We start from the raw sequence: 15,054 nt of genomic DNA, 5'->3' as shown, positions 1-15,054 counted from the left end.
TTCGAGATTCGGAACGATCACATCGAATTTTCGAAACTTCCCTTGTGTGTGACGACCCGTCGGCCTACGTTCGGCACTGGCCGAGACCACCTGCGGCCGTACCCCGACTCGGAAGGAAACCGATGGCGGTGCACGCCGAAACACCCCTCCACGAGCCGGGCCCCGGGAGCATCCCCCTGGCCGACGAGAGCCCCGAAGCGCTGTACGCGCTGCTCTCCGAACGCGGCTGGGGTGACGGACTCCCCGTCGTCGCGCCCACCCCGGCACGCGTGGACGCGATGCTCGCCGGATACGACGGCGATCCCGACGAGGTGGTCGGTGTCCTGCCGCCGCGCCTGGGCGAGGCCACGCCGCGGGTGCTGGCAGCGAACGCGGTCATGGCCGGATGCCCACCGGAAGTGCTCCCGCTGCTGGTCGCCGCCGTGCGCGGGATGTGCGCACCGGAGTTCAACCTGCGGGGCGTCAACTCCACCACCCACCCCGTCTCGGTGATGGTCCTCGTGCATGGGGACGCGGTGCGCCGCTGCGGCTTCAACGCCGGTACCGGCACCCTGGGCCCGGGCAATCGGGCCAACGCCACCCTGGGCCGCGCGGCGCGCCTGGCCCTCTTGCACATCGGCGGCGGCACCGCGCACGGTGTCGGCGACCAGGGCATGGGCGACGCGGCCACCCACGGCCAGCCGTCGAAGTACACCTTCTGCTTCGCGGAGAACGCCGACGCCAGCCCGTGGCCGACGTACCCGCGCGCGCTGGGTCTGGACGCGCCGAGCGCGGTGACGGTGGCGGGGATGGAGAACCCGCACAACCTGCACGACATGGAGACCCGGGAGAACCCGGCACCCATCCTGGACAAGGCCGCCACCGTCATGGCGACCTTCGGCACCAACAACGCGGTCGTCTCCAGCGCCGAGTACTTCGTCGTGCTCGGCCCCGAACACGCCGCCACGCTCGCGGCGGCGGGCTGGGCGCGCCAGGACGTGCAGGCCTACCTGTTCGAGAAGGCCCGCCGCCGCGCCGGCGACTTCCGCGCGCACTTCGGCGCGGTGCTGTGGCGGCCGTGGATGCGCGCGCTCGGCGACGACGACCTCCAGCCGATGACCGACAGCCCCGACAACATCCGCGTCCTGGTCGCCGGCGGGCCCGGCAAACACTCGCTCGTCGTCCCGAGTTGGGGCCTGACCCGCAGCGTCACCGTCCCGACGGCCTGACCACCGAGCCTTCCCCTCCACGGAGCGCCACCCATGAGCATCACGATCATCGATCCCACCGGCCGTGTCGGCGAACTCGCCAAGCGCCTCGCACCCGGCCTCGACGTCCTGGCCGGCAAGCGCATCGCCGTGCTGGACAACCTCAAGCCGCACGCCGGCCACATCCAGGGCGGCATCGCCCGCCTGCTCGCCGAACGCACCGGCGCCTCCCTCACCCTGGAGATCGCCAAGACCAGTGCCGCCCTGCCCGCCGAGCCGGCAGTGATGCAACGCATCCGGGAGAGCGCCGACATGGTGATCACCGGGTCCGCCGACTGCGGCTCCTGCACCTCCTGGAGCAGCCACGACACCGTCGAACTCGAACAACTCGGCATCCCCACCCTGCTCCTGGCCACCGCCGGCTTCACCGAGATCGCCCGCCGGGTATGCACGCTGTACGGGCTGCCCCAGGCGCGGATCCTCACCGTACGCGGCCCGCTCGGCGGGTCGACCGACGCCGAACTCGACACGATGGCGGCCGAGGCCGTCGACGACGCGCTGCTCCTGGCCACGACCACGCCCGTCGCGCCGTGACGGGGTCCCGGACGGCGCACGCAACGGCGCACACCATGGGGAGCGGCGGCGGTGGAGATCGACCCGTCAGGCCGTGGCGCCCTGGTCACCGGAGCCGGAGCCGGAGCTGGAGCCGGTGCCGGCATCGGGCGGGCGGTCGCGGTCGTGTTGGCGGCAGGGGCGTTCCTGTCCCGCAACCGCCCCGAACCCACCGTGGACCGACCCGCGTTCCGTCGGCGAATCGTCGGAGTGCCGGGCATCGCACCCGCCGCCGCCCGTGCACGAACATCGACCCCGCGCACGGCGGATCGATGGGCCCGGCCCTTCGTCCCCTCGGCGCCGCGGGTCAGGCCGACGGTATTGCGCCGGTCGGGCGCACGGGGTGTTTGCTCATGACGGACACCCGGTTGAAGGCGTTCATGGTGATCGCCACCCAGATCACCGCAGAGATCTCGTCGTCGGACAGGGCGGTCCGCGCAGCGGCGTAGGCGCTCTCCTGAGCGCCGGCGTCCGCGGGATGCGTGGTGGCCTCGGCCAGGGCCAGTGCGGCCCGCTCCCGGGCGCTGAACAACGCGGTGTCGCGCCAGGCCGGCAGCACCGCCAGCCGTTGCGCTGTCTCGCCCGCGCGCAGGGCCGTCCGGGTGTGCAGGTCGAGGCAGAACGCGCAGGCATTGAGCTGGGAGACCCGTATGTTGATCAGCTCGACCAGCGGTCGGTCCAGGCCGGCTTCGGCGGCGACCTCCCGGACGGCCTCGGCGGTCCCGGCCAACGCCTTGTACGCCCGCGGGCTTTGCTTGTCGACGAACACTCGTCCGCCGGTGGTCGCCACTGCCGTCTTCGTCACGTGCACTCCCTCATCGCGCGATCTCTCGTCGCGCGTCCTATCATCGATCCCGTAGTTGTTGAAAGTAGAACTTTATGGCGGGGAAAGGAAATGCGGATGACGGACCAGGCCGTGGCGCCCACCGTTCGGCAGGTTGCCGACAAACACCGCTACGAGATTCGGATCGACGACGCCTTCGCCGGTCTCACCATGTACCGCGACCGGGGTGAGCAGCGCGTCTTCTACCACACCAGGATCGACGACGCGTTCGCCGGGCGCGGCCTGGCCTCCGTGCTCGTGCGGGAGGCGCTGAACGACGTGCGCGCCACGGGAAGGCGCATCGTTCCCGTCTGCCCGTATGTCAAGCAATTCCTGGGCAAGCACGGGGAGTTCGCCGACATCACAGACCCGGTCACCGCGGAGATCCTGCAGTGGCTCGACGAGGCCGCCAAGCAGGAGGCTTCTCGGTAGCGGGCGTGGGCCGGCGCTACTTCGGCTCGCGGGCGCGCCGAGGCTCGCCGTCGGCCGGCCGGCCGCCCGTGGACCTGGTGATGTCTGCGGCGGCCGCCAGCAGGCGCTTGCCGGCACGGGAGATCTCGGCGCCGCGCAGTGGCTTGGCCATCAGCAGGGAGAGTACGACCGAGGTGCGTCCGTCGGCGTCGAATGCGGGGGCGGAGATCGCGTTCACGTTGTAGCGGGTGCGGTCGTCCAGGCGTTCCGGCAGCGAATCGATGTGGCTGAGCTGGGTGTAGAGCAGGGAGACGGCCTCCTGTTGTGACGCGGAGAGGTCTTCGCGCAACAGCCCGTAGAGCGCCTCGCGCAGCCGCATGGACGCCGTGCTCTCGCGGTGCACGTCGTAGCCGCGCCGGCGGATGGTCTCCAGCACGCCGACCAGCCGATTCCGGAAGTCGTCGTCGGCGCGGGGTGCATGATCGAGCCAGGCCCGGATCTCGTCCTCGCCCGACCAGGCGATCTGGACCGCGCCGTACGGCGGCACCAGGGGAATGCGCAGACCGATCCCGGAGGCGTCGCCCGGGGAACGCGGCCCGGCCGCGTCCACGACCGTGATCGTCTTGCTGTCGTGCACCGCGGCGGTACACGGCACGCCGAACTCCTCGGCCAGGGACACCAGATGGTGCTGCGCGGCGCGCGCGGCCGGGAACGAGCGTTCGGCCGCGTGGCCGACCGCGATCAGGGCCGGTCCCAGGGAGTACCCGGTCGGCGTGTGCAGCAGGTAGTGCGCGTCGGCCAGTCGGCGTACCACCGCGTGGCAGGTGGCCTTGCTGATCCCGCTGTGCCGGATGATCTCGGTGAGCGTGAACTCGCGGCCGGGGTGGGCCGAGAGCAGGTCGAGTACGGCGATCACCCGGTCGGTGGGCGGGGAGGCGGACCGATCGCCCGGTTCGGCAGCCGGATGCGCGGGCGCGTGGGGCGGCTGGGGCATGGTCATGTGGCGCTCCACCAGAGGCTGAGTGCGGTGCGGCCGAGGAAGTCGTCGCGATCCGCGGGGGAGAGTCGGCGTGCGGCCCGCCGGCCCAGGGCGACCATAGCCGGATACGTCGAGCCGGCGGTCTGCGGGTGGTCCGACCCCCACGCCATCCGGTGCGCGCCGAACGCCCGCGCGAGCCGGTCCACCACATCGGCCGGATCGCCCTCGGCCGCCGCGAGGTTCAGCACGTGCGTGGACACCTTGACCCGCACCGCCGGGAGGGCGGCGAGGTCGAACAGCGGAGCCGCCGCGAACGGTGTGCTGCCCGTCAGGTCCACGAAGCCGCAGTGGTCCAGCGCGACCGGGACGTGCGGGTGCCGGGCGACCACCGCGCCCAGCCTGGGCAGCGCGTCGGGGAACAGCACCGGGACCACGGTCAGCCCGAGCTCGCCCGCCGGCGCCCACACCTCGTCCGCGCGCCCGTCCTCCAGCCAGCGGGGCCGGCGTCCGTACGCACCGAACGCCCTTACCCCGCGCAGGAGTTCACCGGCTTCGCGGGCCAGGGCCGCGAGTGCGCCGGCGGGGTCGGCGCAATCCATGTCCACCGCGCCGACCAGGGCGAACCGGTCCCGGTCGGTCCGCACGGCGTCGATCGCGTACGAGCAGTCGTATCCGTAGGCGCCCACCGCCTGCACCACCACCGCGCGGTGCACCCCGCCCGTGTGCATCGCGGCCGTCAGCTCACGGGCGCCGACGTCGTCCGCGTGGAACCAGGGGCTGCCGACTCCGGAGGGTGCGAGCGGAAAGCGCGCGCGGTCCGCCGACGCCACGTGCACGTGGGCGTCGACGACCAACGGTGTCCGAATAATCGGATCAGTAGGACACATAGTCGAATTCTAGGAGTTCGGGCGCGTCCGGGACAACGTGGCAGTGCTTGCCGGACAGCTCGAAGGTCGGCCGCGCCGGCTCAGGTCTCGGTGCCGCCGGCCGGCGCCGGCAGCGCCTGCTCCGCCCAGATGACCTTGCCGTCCGGGAGGTAGCGCGTGCCCCAGCGCGCGGCCAGTTGGGCGACGAGGAACAACCCGCGGCCTCCCTCGTCCGTGGTGGCCGCGTAGCGCATGTGCGGTGCGGTACTGCCGCCGTCGGTGACCTCACAGATCAGGCTGCGGTCGCGCAACAGCCGTACCCTGATCGGCTCGGACCCGTAGCGGATGGCGTTGGTGACCAACTCGCTGAGGATCAGTTCGGTGCCGAACGACAGGTCCTCCAGCCGCCATTCGTCCAGTTTCGCGGAGACCGCCTCGCGCATCCCGGCGACGGCGGCCGGATCCGCGGGCACGACCCACTCGGCCACCCGGTCCGCCCCCAGTACGCGGGTGCGGGCGATCAGCAGCGCCACGTCGTCCCTGGGACGAGTGGGCAAGAGCGCCTCCAGTACGGCGCGACAACTCTCCTCCGGCGACCGGCCCGCGTGCGCCAGGGCCCGGCCCAGCAGTTCCATGCCGACGTCGAAGTCGCGGGTGCGGTCCTCGATCAGGCCGTCGGTGTAGAGCACGAGCGAACTGCCCTCGGCCACCTCGAACTCGGCGGTCTCGAACGGCATGCCGCCCAGTCCGAGCGGCGGCCCGGCCGGGAGGTCGGGGAACTCCACGCCGCCGGCGGGGTCGACCAGCGCGGGCAGCGGGTGTCCGGCCCGGGACATCGTGCAGCGCCGGGACACCGGGTCGTAGATCGCGTACAGGCAGGTGGCGCCGATGATGCCCGACCCGACCTCGGCATCGGCCTCGTCCTGGTCGATCCGGGCGACCAGGTCGTCCAGGTGGTCGAGGAGTTCGTCGGGAGGCAGGTCGAGCGTGGCGAAGTTGTGCACGGCGGTGCGCAGCCGCCCCATGGTGGCGGCGGCGTGCAGGCCGTGGCCGACGACGTCGCCGACGACCAGCGCCACCCGGCAGCCGGAGAGCGGGATCACGTCGAACCAGTCGCCGCTGACCCCCGATTGCGCGGGCAGGTAGCGGTGGGCGACCTCCAGGGCGCTCTGCTCGGGCAGGGCGCGCGGCAGCAGGCTGCGTTGCAGGGCCACCGCCAGGGTGTGTTCGCGGGTGTAGCGGCGGGCATTGTCGATGCTCACCCCGGCGCGGGCGACCAGTTCCTCGGCCAGGGACAGGTCCTCCTCGTCGAACGGCTCGGGTCGCTCCAGGCGCCAGAAGTTGGCCACGCCCAGCACGGCGCCCCGGGCCTGGACGGGAACGGTGATCAGCGAATGGATGCCGTACGCGACGATCTCACCCGCCCGCTCCGGATCCTGGGCGTGCCAGCCGGTCGCGGTGGACAGGTCGGCCACGATCTCGGGTCGGCCGCTGCCGAGCCCGCGCGCCTGCGGGGTGGAGGGGACGAAGTCGATGAGCATGCCGCGTGGGTACAGGGGGTGGTCCTCGCGGATGCCGCGGACGGCGATCCGGCGCATCTTGGCGCCGTTGCCCGCCGGCTCGCCTCCCTCCAGGACCGGGTCCGCCACGTCGATGGTGGCGAAGTCGGCGAACCGGGGGACCGCGATATCGGCGAGTTCCTCGACTGTGCGCACCACGTCCAGGGTGGTGCCGATGGAGCCGCCGGCGTCGTACAGCAGCCTGAGTCGCCCGCCCGCCACCTCGACCTTTCCGGCGAGTGCCGTCAGTTCCGTCGAGTCGCGGATGGTGGCGACCGTGCTCGGGGGGCCGCCGTGACGGTCCGTAAGGCGCTGGTTGACCGCCAGCAACCGGCCTCCGGCAAGGTGGACCTCGTCGGTGACCGGGCTGCCGGAGGACAACAATTGCGCCATGTCCGGATCGAGGTCGGGCAGGTCGGTGATCCGCCGGCCCTCGGCGTCGGGCGGCAGGTCGAGCAGCCGTGCGGCCTCGTCGTTGGCCAGCAACAGCCGGGCGTCGCCGCCGACGATGAGCACACCTTCGCGGACGGCGTGCAGCACTGAGTCGTGGTGCTCGTACATGCGGGTCATCTCGGCCGGGTCCAGGCCGTGGGTCTGGCGCCGCAGCCGCCGGGTCACCAGCGCGGTTCCGCCGGTGGCCACCGCGAGGCCGGCCGCGGCGGTGCCGAGGATGACCGGCATTTGCCGGTCGACCACGCCGTGCACGTTCTCGACCTTGAGGCCGGCGATGACCAGACCCCGGACCGAGCCGTTGGCATCGATGACGGGCACGACCGCCTGTTCCTCGTGGCCGAGCGGACCGTAGACGCTCTCCACGAGGGTGTGGCCGGCCAGTGACGGTTGGATGGTGGCGACGACGCGCCGTCCGATCAGTTCCGGTCGGGGGTGCGTGTAGCGGATCCCCTGGGTGTCCGTCACCACGATGAAGTCGACGTCGGCGTCCATGCGGGCGGCCTCGGTCAGCGGTTGCAGCACGCTGCTGGGGTCGGGCGATTCGAGTGCGGCCACGAGGCCGGGGGAGTGGGCGAACGTCTGCGCGACGGAGACCGCCCGCTGCCGGGCCTCCTGGTTGTTGTCGTACCGCGACTGCAGCACGAGCGCGAGCACCGCGCCGGCCACGAGCAGGACCACGACGGCCACTTGCAGTACGAAGACCTGCCCCGCGACGCTTCTCGGGCGCCTGTCGGACGGCGGCTGAGCCGATGCGCCCCGGAACCGGCCGAAAGTGTCGGCCATGTCTATCGTTCTACCCCGCTCGGCCGGGTCTGACCAACGGGCACCCGGGCGGCGCGGTCGGCGATAACGGCGCACCGGGCGGGGTGGGCGCGGTCGCCCGTCGGCCCCGAATCGCCGCCTGCCGGCGTGCGAGGCAGCGCCCCGGGAGATTCCGGCACCGATGCGCGACACACGCGAACCTCACGGACCGCCCCGGACGCCGTCGGCGGCCGCACCGCGGCCATCGGTTGGTGGTGAACGGTTTCCACCGCTTCATGCCTGCGAGGTCCCAGAGCCGTACGGAGCGGTCTTCGCAACCCGTGACCGCGACGGGCCGACCGTCCGGGACGGTGAGCGCCGTTGCCGGCACCCGACGGGCGTGGCCGGTGAGGGGCCGGGTGACGGGCCGGGTGGTGGTCGGGTTCCGGATCGCTGCGGCACGGCCGGCCGAGAGGCTCACAGCGGCCGGCCGGCCGTCCGTCCAGGACGGCACATGCCACCGTCGGCACCCGGTCGATGCGCTCCGTGAGAGGTTGCCCGACGGGTCGGCCCGACGCCGGATCCCACACCCGCACCCCCGTCCCGGTGCTCTCGCGCAGTCGGGTGATGTCCGCGTCGGGGTGGCAGCGGGCACCGATGCCGCCGGCGCGATCGGCCGACACCTCCGGGGGCAGGCCCCGGCCCTGGGCATGGGGCCAGGGCAGGAGTCTGCGCACCCGGGTACCCGGGAGCAACTCGATCCGGGTCGCATCGTGCAGCACAGCCAACCCTCCCGCTTCGACATCCCACTTGAACCCACCACGGTAGGGGTCGACCGCGCCGGCGACACGGGAATACATCATTTCCCCGGTGAACCCGGGTCCTCGTGACGCCACGCGGCCTCGGGAACGGCGGCCGCCCTTCACGGACCGGATGGACCTCGCGCGCAGCGGTCCGTTCCGTCGACGGGCAGCCGCCTCGGCAGCGGGTCCCAAAACAAATTCCGATCCAGGGTGTTATGAAAACGCGTGGTCGAGGCGTTACTCGTGTGACGCCAATGTGTGGAGGCCCCATGTCGGGAAGCAAGGCTGCGGACTTCGAAGAGTTCGCGCATGCGCGCAGCAGCCAACTGTTGCGTACTGCCTGCCTGCTCACCGGCGACTGGCACCTCGCCGAGGACCTGGTCCAGGAGACCTTCGGCAAGCTCTTCCCCCGCTGGAACCGGGTGAGCACGATGGACGCCCCGATGGCCTACGCGCATACGACGCTGGTGCGCACGTTCCTGTCCGCCCGCCGGCTCAAACGCTGGTCTGAGCATCCCGCCGAGGAACTCCCGGAGCCGCACGCACCCGTCGACGACGACATCGAGTTGCGCCTGACCCTCCTGGAAGGTCTGGCCCGACTGTCCCCGGCCGACCGCGCGGTCCTGGTGCTGCGCTATTGGGAGGACTACTCGGTGAAGGAGGCCGCGGACATCCTGCGGATAGCGCCCGGCACCGTACCGGTCCGCGCCAAGCGGGCCCTGGGCCGGCTGCGCGCCCTCCTGGGCACCGAACTGCGAGCCCCGGCGGCGACATGTTGACCGGACCCGAATCCGACCACCAACCCCGACCCCGTGACCGCGACCGGAAGGACGTGAAGGCCGTGTTCACCGATGCGGACCCGTTCAGCGACGAGGACTTCGAGCGGTACGAGCGGGAGTTGCCCGGGGCACTGCGGGCCGCCGGCGACACGTTTCCCGGGCCCAGCTCCGACCTGGTGGCCCGAGGTCTCGCCCGCGGCCGGCAGCGCCGGCGGTTCAGAACCCTGCGCCGGAGTGCCCTCGCCGCCGTCCTGGTGACGGCGAGCGTCGCCGGATGGGCCACCGCCGAGGGCGTGTTCGACTCGCATTCCGGACCCGCCGACCGTACCGGCGCCCCCTGGGTGACCGACGCGCCGCGCGACCTGGTGCCGCTGCTGGCCAAAGCTGTTCCTTCGGACGGTCAACTGACCAACAGCTACAGTTACTTCGCGGCGGGTTCACCGAGGGTACTCCGCTCCCAGGCGGAAGTCATGGCGACCTACACGACCGCGTCCGGATCCTCCGAGCTCGGCGTGCTGATCTCCCGCCCGGTTCCCGGCAGCCGCGACGACAGCGACGCGTACTGCGACGAGACCCTTTCGAAGAGTGAGTGCAGCCGGTCGCCGGAGCCGGACGGAGCCGTGCTGACCACGCGCAGGACCATCAAGGACAAGGGGGACAGCACCGACCCGTTGCAGTTGTGGCGGGCTCTGTACACCCGACCCGACGGCGCACGCGTCGACGTCCGGGCCAGTGGCGACTACCTCGTGGTCGGCGACATCGCCGGTGTCTCGGGCCTGAACATGGAGCAGATCGCCGCCATCGCCCGCAGTGCGAGCTGGGAACCGGTCGGCGCGGCCGTAGCCACCCCCGAGCAGCAGGTCACCGGGTTGGTGCCCGCCCTGTTGCGCTCCGGGGCGCGCGTGGCCTCGGCCGACGGGTCGTCGAGCACGAGCGAGTTCGTCGTGGACACCGACTCCGAAACCCATAGGCTGAACGTGAGCGTCGACTCCGGCCCGATCGAGGTCTGCCCGCCCGCCGCCCCCAAAGCAGATTCCACGGCCGGGACCTGCGAGATGGTGAAACTGTCCGACGGGACATCGGCGAGGATCGACCGCGCGCGCACCGCGCAAGGCAGGTACGCACCGTGGGCCCTGACCGCCTTCCGCGCCCACGGACTCCGGATCCGCTTCGAGCAGGACCAGTCTTCCGAGAGCAAGCGCGACAAATCGACCTCCTTTGCCGGACCCTCCATGCTTCAGGACCAGGTGAAGGCGATCGCGGCCTCACCGCGCTGGGACGCCCCCTGACCCGCGGCGACACCTGATCCCGGCCCGGGCTGCCGATACGCCCGGGCCCTGGGCCCTGATCTCCCGTCTCGGCCCCCATCGCCCGGACGACCCGCTCCGTCGGTCACTCGATCCCTTGTAGGCAGCCGCCGCGCCGGCCCGGCCCGGACACACCGCGCCGGGGCGTGCTTCGCGCTGCCCGAAAGCGCCGAGCCGCGCGCATCGGACCCGCCCCCCACAGCGACGAGAAAGCACTCATGTTCCCTGCACCATTCGAGCGCCTGCGCCGCCTGGCACCGGAGATATCGAGGTTCGCCCTGGTGGGCGGCCTCGGCTACGCGACCGATGTCGTCCTGTTCAACATCCTGCGGGCACTCCTCGACACCCCTTCCCTCCTCGCGAAGTTCGTCTCGCTCAGCGCCGCCACCGTGATCGCCTACCTCGGCAACCGCCGCTGGACCTACGGCCACCGCGCCACGCCCGAGGAAGCCGCCGACGCACGACGGCGATTCCTGCTGTTCGTCGGCTGGAGCTGCGGCGGCCTGACCATCCAACTCGGTTGCCTCTCGCTCTCCCACGACGTCCTGGGCTTCGACAGCCTGCTCGCGGACAACATCTCGGGCAACGTGATCGGAATGGCCCTGGCAACGGCGTTCCGCTTCTGGGGCTACCGCACCTGGGTCTTCCGCGCCACGCCACCGGCTCCCGACGCGGCCTCCTGGGCGTCGAACGCCAACGACGTATCCGGACCGGCGCGGTGAACGCCGCCGCACTCGTGATCGCCCTGCTGTGCACGTCGGCCGGATGCTGGCATCTGGCGTGCGCGAGCGGGATGCGCCGGGCGGTGGACATCGTGCTGGTGTGGCTGCTGTTGAGCACGGCCCAACTGTCCGCCCTGACCCTGCTGGTCGGCGGTCTGCTGCGGCGCCTCGAAGCGGGCGCCCTGTTCGGCGCCGCGGTCGCGCTCGCCGCAGTGGAGGTCGTGGCCACCCGACGGACCGGCGCCGACGCGGCCCGACGCCGCGGTGTCGCCGTCGCAGCGGGGTTGTGGCCGCGCGTACGGCGCTGCCTGCGGCATCCGCTGGTGGTCGTGTTGGCGCTGCTGGTGGGCGGCCAGTACTGCTGGCGTGCCGCGCTCGCCGTGTTCCTGGGCCCACTGGACTACGACGGACTGTGGTACCACCTGCCCGGACCCACCATCTGGCTCCAGCAGGGCTACGTCGGGCACACCCCGCAGGTGTTGTGGGCCGACGTCTACCCGCAGGGCCAGGAACTGCTCACCGGCTTCACCGGCGCGTTCGTCGGCGACACCCGACTCGGCTGGGCATCCGGCCTGGCCTTCCTCGCCCTGGGTGCGGTCGCCACGGCCGGCCTCGCCCGTACCGCAGGCGCCCGCCGCGCGCACGCCACCCTCGCCGGCCTCGGCATCCTGGCCATCCCCGCGGTGTTCCTGGAAGCCTCCACCACCTACGTCGACTTCGCCACCGCCGCGACCACCCTGACCGCCCTGCATCTGACCCTCGGCATCCATCCCGCCGTCCAAGACGCCATCGACCACGGCCGGGACGCGAGCGCCTGTCTGCGCCGCCGGGTCCTGATCGTCGGGATCGCACTGGGACTGGCCATCGGCGTCAAGTCCTCGAACCTGCTGACCGCCGTGATGGTCGTAGGCCTCGTGATGGTGCAGACCTGGCGCATGGTCGGCGCGCTGGGCCGCCGCGCCTCGCCGCCCACGGAGCGGCAACCGGCCACGCGCTCGGCCCGGTTGCGCGCCCACGCCGCCGCCACCGCTCGGATCGCGTTGCCGAACGCGGCCGTACTGGGCCTGCTCGCGTCGGCGTTGGGAGGCTACTGGTACATCCGTACCTGGATCAGGTACGGCAACCCCTTTTACCCCTTCACCATGCTCGGCTTCCACGGCAGGGGATCGGTCGACGAACTGATCATCGTCCACAACACGGTGCCGCAGCTCGCCGGCGAGAGCAAGCTCCGCGCCACCTGGCACTCGTGGCTCTTCGACCGAGAACGCGTGGCCTACACCCACGATCAGCAACCCGGGGGCTTCGGCCTGCAATGGATCTACGTCCTGCTCCCGCTCGTGCTCGTCGGTCTCGCCCTGTTCGTGCTCAGGCGCCGCTTCGACCTGCTGTGGGGGCTGTTGCTTCCGCTCCTCGTCTCGGCGACGGCGTCTCCGGCGCCGTGGTGGGCGCGATACCAGTTGATCGTGCCGGCGTTCGGCTGCGTGTGCCTGGCCGCCGTGCTGACCGCCGTGGCGCAACGGCCGAGGGGCGGTCCGGGTGTGCGTCATGTGACGGTGCCGCCGCTGCTTCGAAGCTGTGTGGCCGGGCTGGTGGCGGGCGCGTTCGTCGCGACCACGTCGATCTCCATGTGGTGGGCCACCCAGCCGACCAACACCTGGATCGGCGACCGTGCGTTCGCACACCGCGCGACCGTCCGCGAGACCCTGGGCCTGATGCGCGACCCGAACCGCGACCGACGCATCCTGCCCACGGCCGCCTACGCCGCGATGAACCGCGTCCCCGACGGCCGGACCGTGGCCTTCACCGAATTCACCTACCAGCACTTCGTGCAACTGATCATGGGCGAACGCGGACAGCGGCGCGTCACCAGCCTGGGCGAGCCGCGCGATGCCGCAGACTTCACCCGCCGACTGCGCGCATCCGGCGCCCAGTACGTACTGCTGACCACCGATGGCCGGGACCGCGACCTGTGGCTCGCCGTACAGCGCGACCGCGCCCACTACCAGCCGGTGGCGCGCGGGAGCGGCGCGATCGGCTGGTTCGGCGGCGGATCCGACGCGGAACTCTTCGAGGTCGGCGACTTCGCCGCGACCGTATGCGCAAACCGCGCGCCTCGACTGGCCGTCACGAAGTCGGGCCCGGACACGATCGCCGTCTCGCTGCGGGACGCCTGTGCGACACCGCTGTTCGACGTCGAGGTGACGCTCGCGGACGAGACCGCGACGACGACCGCCCGCGCGTGGACCACGGGGGAAGGCGAAGCCGTCCTGCGCATACCGTCCGACCTGGCCGGAAAGCCGCTGCGCGTGCGCTTCGCGGGCGACGGCTACTACGGCCCGGCCGAGACCACGGCCGGCTGATGCCGCAGCGGCGGCGCCCGTCCGTGCCGGTGCGGCCGTTCTCCCGGGTGAGGGCCCGTGCAGGCGGGACCGGTCGGACCGGAGGCGGCGGATTCCGGGCCTCGGGTACTTGTCGTATCCGACAGAAGGGGTACCGGAGTCCTGGGTCTCCCGGACGAGGCGCGCGGCGGGGTGCGTTGCCTAGCGTCTGAGTCATGAAATCAGATGATTTTCCCTCCTCTGGCGATACCGCGAGCCCGGCGGCCGAGCGCCGGTACGGGCCGGGATCGAAGCCGACCCTGGGCCTGATCCCGGTCCGTCCGCCGTCGCGCACGGCCACCACGGCCACCACGGCCACCACGGCCACCACGGTCGCCGGCGCACCCGCGCGCACCGCCGCCGTCCCGTCCGCGACACCCCCGACGCCCACCGATACCGCCGCATCGCGCGGTGACCCGGCGTGTGCCCTGGCGCGCCGCGCGTACCCGTTGGGCAGCACCGTCCCGGGCGCTTCCGCGGCGGATCTGTCGGCGTTCGACACGATGGTCCGCGGCGCGGACGTGGTCGGCGTGGGCGAGGCCACCTGCGGCTCGAGCGAGTTCTGCACCGTCAAGCACCGCCTGTTCCGGCACCTGGTCGAGCACCAGGGTTTCCGGAGCTTCGTCTTCGCCGTCCGCTGGGGTGCCGGGGTCCGCCTGGACGCGTGGGTACTGCACGGTACGGGCCACCTGAGGACGATCATGGACGAGGAGTTCCAAGCCGGCAGCAGCCGGTGGAACACCATCGAGACGCGGGATCTGTTCCGATGGATGCGGACCTGGAATGTACGCCACCGCGACAGCCCGGTCCGGGTGGCCGGGGTCGGCGCCGACCCCGCGCTGTTCGACACCACCGGCGAAGCCGCGCCCGCGATGCGCGACCGCGAGCGGGTCGTGGCCGACACCATCCTGTGGTGGCAACGCCACACCGGCACCAAGGTCTTCCTCTCCGCGCACAACAGTCACATCGCCGCCGAGACCCCGACATCAGTGCCGGACCACCGGCCCGAGACCCCGGGGCGGATCCTGCGCGAACAACTCGGCACCCGCTACGTCAACGCCGGATTCACCTTCGGCCAGGGATCGTTCAACGCCATCGACGTGAACGCCCCCGGCACGCCCTGGCGTCGCTTCGACATCGGTCCGGCCATCGCGCGCGGCAGCGAGGACGTGCTGGAGCAGGTCTCCCGACACGACTGGTACCTCGACACCCGCACCATGCCCCCCGGCACCGCGCGCGACTGGCTCGCCGCCACGCACCCCACCCGCAGCCTCCGCCCCTACTGGCCGTGCAACGAATACGAGAACACCCGCCTGCACCCGAGCTACGACATTCTCATCCACCTGCACCACATCAGCGCAGCCCATCGACGCTGACCCACCGGAGCGGCTGTCGGCCGCACCCCTGCCCGTGGCAGGCATGCCCGCGCCGGTC

At 71.8% G+C, this 15,054-nt stretch carries 12 protein-coding genes; 8 read left to right on the top strand and 4 right to left on the bottom strand.

Translation table 11 applies throughout. From position 1 onward, the window contains the following. Positions 1-122 precede the first annotated feature (122 nt). Both ABZS54_RS09740 and ABZS54_RS09735 read left to right on the top strand, forming a co-directional pair. A complete protein-coding gene (locus ABZS54_RS09740) occupies positions 123-1,208 on the top strand; it encodes a hypothetical protein (RefSeq protein ID WP_355532889.1) in 1,086 nt (361 codons plus the stop codon). Between the two features lie 33 nt (positions 1,209-1,241). Continuing rightward, a complete protein-coding gene (locus ABZS54_RS09735) occupies positions 1,242-1,781 on the top strand; it encodes a hypothetical protein (RefSeq protein ID WP_355532887.1) in 540 nt (179 codons plus the stop codon). A 325-nt stretch (positions 1,782-2,106) separates the two neighbouring features. On the opposite strand, the gene ABZS54_RS09730 is transcribed toward ABZS54_RS09735, so the two are convergent. Beyond that, positions 2,107-2,604 carry a carboxymuconolactone decarboxylase family protein gene (locus tag ABZS54_RS09730; RefSeq protein WP_355532885.1) on the bottom strand — a complete coding sequence of 166 codons (498 nt, stop codon included), beginning with the start codon at positions 2,602-2,604 and terminating at the stop codon, positions 2,107-2,109. A 96-nt stretch (positions 2,605-2,700) separates the two neighbouring features. On the opposite strand from ABZS54_RS09730, the gene ABZS54_RS09725 reads away from it, so the two are divergent. Next, a complete protein-coding gene (locus tag ABZS54_RS09725) occupies positions 2,701-3,054 on the top strand; it encodes a GNAT family N-acetyltransferase (RefSeq protein WP_355532883.1) in 354 nt (117 codons plus the stop codon). Between the two features lie 16 nt (positions 3,055-3,070). On the opposite strand, the gene ABZS54_RS09720 is transcribed toward ABZS54_RS09725, so the two are convergent. From ABZS54_RS09720 to ABZS54_RS09710, 3 genes are all read right to left on the bottom strand, one after another. Beyond that, the gene (locus tag ABZS54_RS09720; RefSeq protein ID WP_355532881.1) at positions 3,071-4,033 is read right to left on the bottom strand and encodes a helix-turn-helix domain-containing protein; all 963 of its coding nucleotides are present in this window, start codon (positions 4,031-4,033) and stop codon (positions 3,071-3,073) included. Then, entirely contained in the window at positions 4,030-4,866 is an 837-nt protein-coding gene (locus ABZS54_RS09715; RefSeq protein ID WP_355532879.1) for an amidohydrolase family protein, read from the bottom strand. The genes ABZS54_RS09720 and ABZS54_RS09715 overlap by 4 nt, the downstream gene beginning before the upstream one ends. A 113-nt stretch (positions 4,867-4,979) precedes the next feature. Further along, a complete protein-coding gene (locus ABZS54_RS09710; RefSeq protein WP_355532877.1) occupies positions 4,980-7,673 on the bottom strand; it encodes a SpoIIE family protein phosphatase in 2,694 nt (897 codons plus the stop codon). Between the two features lie 1,030 nt (positions 7,674-8,703). Here ABZS54_RS09710 and ABZS54_RS09705 point away from each other — a divergent pair. From ABZS54_RS09705 to ABZS54_RS09685, 5 genes are all read left to right on the top strand, one after another. Beyond that, positions 8,704-9,213 carry a SigE family RNA polymerase sigma factor gene (locus ABZS54_RS09705; protein ID WP_355532875.1) on the top strand — a complete coding sequence of 170 codons (510 nt, stop codon included), beginning with the start codon at positions 8,704-8,706 and terminating at the stop codon, positions 9,211-9,213. 62 nt (positions 9,214-9,275) lie between these two features. Then, on the top strand, positions 9,276-10,502 hold the full coding sequence (locus ABZS54_RS09700) for a hypothetical protein (RefSeq protein ID WP_355532873.1): 1,227 nt from the start codon (positions 9,276-9,278) through the stop codon (positions 10,500-10,502). A 236-nt stretch (positions 10,503-10,738) separates the two neighbouring features. Beyond that, positions 10,739-11,242: a GtrA family protein gene (locus tag ABZS54_RS09695; protein WP_355532871.1), complete on the top strand. Its 504-nt coding sequence runs from the start codon at positions 10,739-10,741 to the stop codon at positions 11,240-11,242. Then, positions 11,239-13,602, top strand: coding sequence for a hypothetical protein (locus ABZS54_RS09690; protein ID WP_355532869.1), 2,364 nt, complete (start codon positions 11,239-11,241; stop codon positions 13,600-13,602). Before ABZS54_RS09695 ends, ABZS54_RS09690 begins: the two co-directional genes overlap by 4 nt. A gap of 194 nt (positions 13,603-13,796) precedes the next feature. Next, complete coding sequence (locus ABZS54_RS09685) at positions 13,797-14,996, top strand: erythromycin esterase family protein (protein WP_355532867.1); 1,200 nt, start codon at positions 13,797-13,799, stop codon at positions 14,994-14,996. The last annotated feature ends 58 nt before the right edge of the window (positions 14,997-15,054 follow it).

Source organism: Embleya sp. NPDC005575, from assembly GCF_040605455.1.
Classification (GTDB): Bacteria; Actinomycetota; Actinomycetes; order Streptomycetales; family Streptomycetaceae; genus Embleya.
Note: the sequence above shows the minus strand (reverse complement) of the source record. Positions and strands in the feature narration are given on the sequence as shown.

Coding starts and splice junctions, on each gene's coding strand:
- ABZS54_RS09685 (WP_355532867.1), top strand. CDS start 13,797: ATGAAATCAGATGATTTTCCCTCCTCTGGCGATACCGCGAGCCCGGCG.
- ABZS54_RS09740 (WP_355532889.1), top strand. CDS start 123: ATGGCGGTGCACGCCGAAACACCCCTCCACGAGCCGGGCCCCGGGAGC.
- ABZS54_RS09705 (WP_355532875.1), top strand. CDS start 8,704: ATGTCGGGAAGCAAGGCTGCGGACTTCGAAGAGTTCGCGCATGCGCGC.
- ABZS54_RS09720 (WP_355532881.1), bottom strand. CDS start 4,033: ATGACCATGCCCCAGCCGCCCCACGCGCCCGCGCATCCGGCTGCCGAA.
- ABZS54_RS09695 (WP_355532871.1), top strand. CDS start 10,739: ATGTTCCCTGCACCATTCGAGCGCCTGCGCCGCCTGGCACCGGAGATA.
- ABZS54_RS09735 (WP_355532887.1), top strand. CDS start 1,242: ATGAGCATCACGATCATCGATCCCACCGGCCGTGTCGGCGAACTCGCC.
- ABZS54_RS09725 (WP_355532883.1), top strand. CDS start 2,701: ATGACGGACCAGGCCGTGGCGCCCACCGTTCGGCAGGTTGCCGACAAA.
- ABZS54_RS09710 (WP_355532877.1), bottom strand. CDS start 7,673: ATGGCCGACACTTTCGGCCGGTTCCGGGGCGCATCGGCTCAGCCGCCG.